Genomic DNA, 4,887 nt, shown 5'->3' with positions numbered 1-4,887 from the left:
TCAACACCGAAACCAAACCACAGGAAACATCCCGCGAAACCTGTAAGCACTTTGTCCCCGATATGAGCGACAAGCGCTGGAAACTGGTGGCTGCCACCATGAAGAAAAACAACTACAACCCGCGCTCGTTGATCGAAGTGCTGCATGTGGTACAGGATTCTTTCGGTTACATTGATTACGACGCCATGGCCTACATTGCCCGCGAATTGAAAGTGCCCTTCTCCAAAGTCTATGGTGTGGTGACTTTTTACCACGGCTTCATGAGCAAACCGGCCGGCGAGCATACTCTGGTGCTGTGCACCGGCACGGCCTGCTATGTGAAGGGCAACGACCAGATCACCGACTGGCTCAAAGAGCGCTTTGGGCTGGACCCCAACCAGACCACCCCCGACAACAAACTGTCCTTTATGGCGGCGCGCTGTGTGGGTGCCTGCGGTCTTGCGCCGGTGATGATTCTGGACGGGCAAATTGTGGGTAAGTTGAGCGTCGAAGAAATGAAAGCCAAAATTGAGGAGTGGCTGAGCAATGACAACCAGTGAAATCAACCTCGAAGAAATCATCCGCAAACAGCGTGAAGAGCTGGAACGCTACGAACACATCATCCATGTGTGCGGCAGCACCGGCTGTGTATCTTCCGATAGTCAGGCCGTACTGGCAGCCTTCGAGAAGGAAGTCAATTTCCTTGGGCTTCAGGATAAAGTGCTGGTCAAACAGGTTGGCTGCATGGGTCTGTGCGCCGCCGGCCCGGTGGTTTCGATCAAGCCGGATAACCTGCTGTATAAAACCGTCAAAGTTGAAGATGTGCCGCAAATCCTGCGCGCACTGGTCAAAGGTGAAGCCGTCGAAGACCTGCTTATTGACACTTCTGCGCCTTTCTTCACCCGCCAGCACAAAGTAACGCTGGAAAACTCCGGCGTAATCAACCCCGAAAAAATCGAAGATTACATCCTGCACGACGGTTACAAAGCCCTGCTTCAAGTGATCACCGCCATGAGCCCGCAAGGGGTGATTGACGAAATCAAAAAGTCCGGCTTGCGCGGACGCGGCGGGGGCGGCTTCCCCACCGGTAACAAGTGGCAGATTGTGCATGACGCCGCCGGCGCGGTGAAATATGTCATCTGCAACGCCGATGAGGGCGACCCCGGGGCGTTCATGGACCGCTCGATCATCGAATCCGACCCGCACGCCGTTTTGGAAGGCATGGCAATTGCCGCCTATGCCGTCGGCGCCAGCCGCGGGTATGTCTATGTGCGCGCCGAGTACCCGCTGGCGGTCAAACGATTGCGCACCGCCATCCGGCAGGCTGAACGGGCCGGCTTTCTGGGTGAAAACATCCACAACAGCGGTTTTTCCTTCACCGTAGAAATCAGGCTGGGGGCGGGGGCTTTTGTGTGCGGTGAAGAAACCGCGCTGATCAGCTCGATTGAAGGGGAACGCGGCATGCCGCGCCCGCGCCCGCCCTACCCCGCCGTCAGCGGGTTGGATGGCAAACCTACCCTCATCAACAATGTGGAAACCTACGCCAATGTCCCGGCAATCATCCGTAAAGGCGGCGAATGGTTTGCCTCCATCGGCACCGAAAAGAGCAAAGGCACCAAGGTGTTTGCCCTGACCGGCAAGATTGCCAACACCGGTCTGGTGGAAGTGCCGATGGGCATTACTCTGCGCGAAATCATCTTCGACATCGGCGGCGGCGTGCCGGGCGGACACCGCTTCAAAGCCGTGCAGACCGGCGGTCCTTCCGGCGGCTGCATCCCCGAAGAATTGCTGGACACGCCGGTGGACTACGAAAACCTGACCCGGTTGGGTTCGATCATGGGTTCGGGGGGGATGATTGTGATTGACGACACCTCGGATATCGTCAGTGTGGCGCGCTACTTCATGGAATTCAGCATGGATGAATCGTGCGGTAAATGCGTGCCGTGCCGGATTGGAACGGTCAAAATTTACAACATCCTCAACAAGTTCCTGGAAGGGACGGCCACTGAAGCCGATTTGGAGCAGCTGGAAGCGCTGTGTGAAATGATGCAGACCACCAGCCTGTGCGGTTTGGGAAAATCGGCGCCCAACCCGGTGCTCAGTTCGCTCAAGTACTTCCGTCACGAATATCTCAACAAGATCCGCCGCAGCCAGCAACCCGAAGAAGTCAACGCCGCAGCCCGGGCAGCCATCGGCGATTAAGTCTCCTCCCTTGTAAGGCTGGCAGCCATCTGTGGTCGGCGGAAGGCTGCCAGCCGCCACCTTTGCACACCTCAACCCGGCGTATAATTAGCGGAACAAGCTCATGGAAACAACCAAAACCGTTTTACATGTTTGTATGGGATCGGCCTGCCATCAGGCCGGCGTGTTTGAAATCCTGCGCATCCTGCAGGGCCTGATTGAAGAATACGGCTTGCAGGAACGGTTGGAATTGAAAGGGGCGTTTTGCCTGGGCACGTGCGCACGCGCGATTGTGTTGAAATTCGACGAGGACGCCATTCTGGATGTCAACCAGCGCAACGTGCGCGAGAAGTTCATCCGTGAAGTGCTGAGCAAGGTGGGAGTTGCCGAATCATGAAATCGCTGTGGGAATTGCTGTGGGATTATGATCCCAACGGGCTGGTGGTGATGACGCCGCAAATGGTCATTCAGGTGGTCAATCCGGCGTTTTGCCGCATGTTCCGCGCCAGCGCAGAAGAATTAATCGGGCGGAATGCTGCCGAAGTGCTGGAAGATGTCAGCCACTTTCAGCAGGTGTGGGAAAGCGGGCAGGCCATGGTGGGCATCGAGCGGGAATACCCGCAATACGACCTGTACGTGCGTAAAGTCATTTTCCCGGTGCGCGAAGAGGGTGTGGTGGCCGGCATCATGGTGGATTTGACTCACGAATGGAAGCAGCGCAGCGAAATGCAAAACCTGCGCCGCGAAACCATCCTCAAAGTCCATGCCGTTGTGGACAAGCAGATGAGCGTGGCGCAGAAAATTGCCGGTTTGCTGGGGGAAACCACTGCCGAAACCAAGGTCAGCCTGCTGAAATTGCTGGAACTGGTCGAAAAAGAACAGGGATGAACGGCATCTTCCTCGATATTTTTCAAAAACAACTCAACAAAGCCGGTGAAGAACTGTGCGGCGATCAGGTGCGCACGCTCAAAACTGCCGAACGCACCACCATTGTGCTTTCGGACGGGTTGAGCAGCGGGGTAAAAGCCAGTATTCTCGCCACGCTGACCACCGAAATCATCATGACCATGCTGCGCGAGGAAGCCGCCCTGCGCGAGGTGATTGATACCGTCATCCGCACCCTGCCGGTTGACCGCGAGCGGCGGATTGCCTACGCCACTTTCACTATTCTGACGGTGGATCATCAGGATTATTCCTTCCGCATCATCAACTTCGATAACCCGCCGCCGTTTTACTTCAAAAACGGCATTTGCACGGCATTGGAGATGGAGAATCAAAAAATCCTCAACAAAAAAATCAGTTTTTACCGCGGTGTGCTGGAACTGGGTGATTTTTTGGGTCTGGTCAGCGACGGGGTGCTGTATGCCGGTTTGGGCACCACCATGAACTTCGGCTGGGGGTGGGAGAACATTGCCCGTTATATTCAGGATGAGGTGTATGCCCGCCCGGTGTATGCCGCTCATACGGTGGTCAACAGCGTGATGAATACCACCTACCGGCTGTACGGTTTTCAACCGGGGGATGATTCGACCTTTGTCGGTATTCTGGGGCGCAAACGCAACGCGCTGATGATTTTCAGCGGCCCGCCGATTGATGACGGACACGACTATGTGTACGTTGACCGTCTGCTTGCATTTGAGGGGCGTAAAGCGGTCTGCGGCGGGACAACCGCCAATATTGTCGCCAGTTTTCTCAAAACCAGTGTCGAAACGCGGCTGGATACCATGCGCCCGGACATTCCCGCCATCGGCAAACTGCCGGGCATTGATCTGGTGACCGAAGGAATTTTGACCATGGCAGCCGCGCTGGAACTGCTGCGCAGCAGCAAAGGCTCACTGGAAAACATCCCCTTTGACGAAAATGGCGCCTACCTGCTGACCCGCGAAATGCTGAACGCGGATTCAATCACTTTTCTGGTGGGGCAGTCCATCAACCCGGTTTATCAAAATCCACTGCTGCCGCGCAATATCTCCATCCGCCGCTATTTAATCGAGCGGATTGCCGAGGTGCTGCAATCCTATAACAAAGACGTGCAAATCGAGTTCTGTTAATCCCCGTTAAAGCGTCAATCGCCGGGGTGAGGGGGGCACCCAGGCGATTGACATCTTTAATATAACAAACAATTCTTAGAAATTTATTAAAATTTGGGGGTTTTTCGTTGCAAATTCGTTGCAAAAGGCGCTGTTAAGGTGTGCATTCGGCAACAAAGACCCCCGCTTTGTCCCAAATGATTCCAAATTCTCCCGGTTGTCCCCATTTTTACCCACTCTAAACCAGAGAGGATGTACCGCCGCAGCAAACGCGGCAATCTCCGGCATGACCCCCACCCGCCTCCCCCAAAATCGCCCTAGCGATTTTGGGGGAGGGGCAATAACTTTCTCAACGTTTCTTAATAAGCCCAGCATTTTGTTTCCATTTCACCCATCATTCTTTCCGTCCATGCGTTGGGTAAAATAACGTTTCCTTTTCCGCCCATGTGCGAAAGCAGAAGATTGTTGTTGGCGCGCAGGGTGCCCCAACAACAATGCCCCCCTTCCCCGTAGAGAAATATCGTTGAAATTGATGTCAACGCAGCGCAGTGTGGGTCACTCTCCTTGCCCCCCTTCCCCGTAGAGAAATATCGTTGAAATTGATGTCAACGCAGCGCAGTGCGGGTCACACTCCTTGCCCCCCTTCCCCGTAGAGAAATATCGTTGAAATTGATGTCAACGCAGCGCAGTGCGGGTC

5 protein-coding genes are annotated in these 4,887 nt (G+C 55.0%); all 5 read left to right on the top strand.

All coding sequences use genetic code 11. The annotated features are described in order from the left end of the window. Nucleotides 1–539 (top strand): NAD(P)H-dependent oxidoreductase subunit E (locus tag VAE48_RS03105; protein WP_322791853.1); only part of this gene is annotated, 539 nt, incomplete at its 5' end. Continuing rightward, entirely contained in the window at nucleotides 526–2,181 is a 1,656-nt protein-coding gene (gene nuoF, locus VAE48_RS03100) for an NADH-quinone oxidoreductase subunit NuoF (RefSeq protein ID WP_322791852.1), read from the top strand. The genes VAE48_RS03105 and nuoF, both read left to right, overlap by 14 nt. 103 nt (nucleotides 2,182–2,284) lie before the next feature. Next, complete coding sequence (locus VAE48_RS03095) at nucleotides 2,285–2,557, top strand: (2Fe-2S) ferredoxin domain-containing protein (RefSeq protein WP_322791851.1); 273 nt, start codon at nucleotides 2,285–2,287, stop codon at nucleotides 2,555–2,557. Continuing rightward, entirely contained in the window at nucleotides 2,554–3,048 is a 495-nt protein-coding gene (locus tag VAE48_RS03090) for a PAS domain-containing protein (RefSeq protein ID WP_322791850.1), read from the top strand. Before VAE48_RS03095 ends, VAE48_RS03090 begins: the two co-directional genes overlap by 4 nt. Next, nucleotides 3,045–4,211, top strand: coding sequence for a SpoIIE family protein phosphatase (locus VAE48_RS03085; RefSeq protein WP_322791849.1), 1,167 nt, complete (start codon nucleotides 3,045–3,047; stop codon nucleotides 4,209–4,211). Before VAE48_RS03090 ends, VAE48_RS03085 begins: the two co-directional genes overlap by 4 nt. The last annotated feature ends 676 nt before the right edge of the window (nucleotides 4,212–4,887 follow it).

The sequence above is a fragment of the Bellilinea sp. genome (assembly GCF_034432615.1).
Taxonomy (GTDB): domain Bacteria; phylum Chloroflexota; class Anaerolineae; order Anaerolineales; family Anaerolineaceae; genus Bellilinea.
Note: the sequence above shows the minus strand (reverse complement) of the source record. Positions and strands in the feature narration are given on the sequence as shown.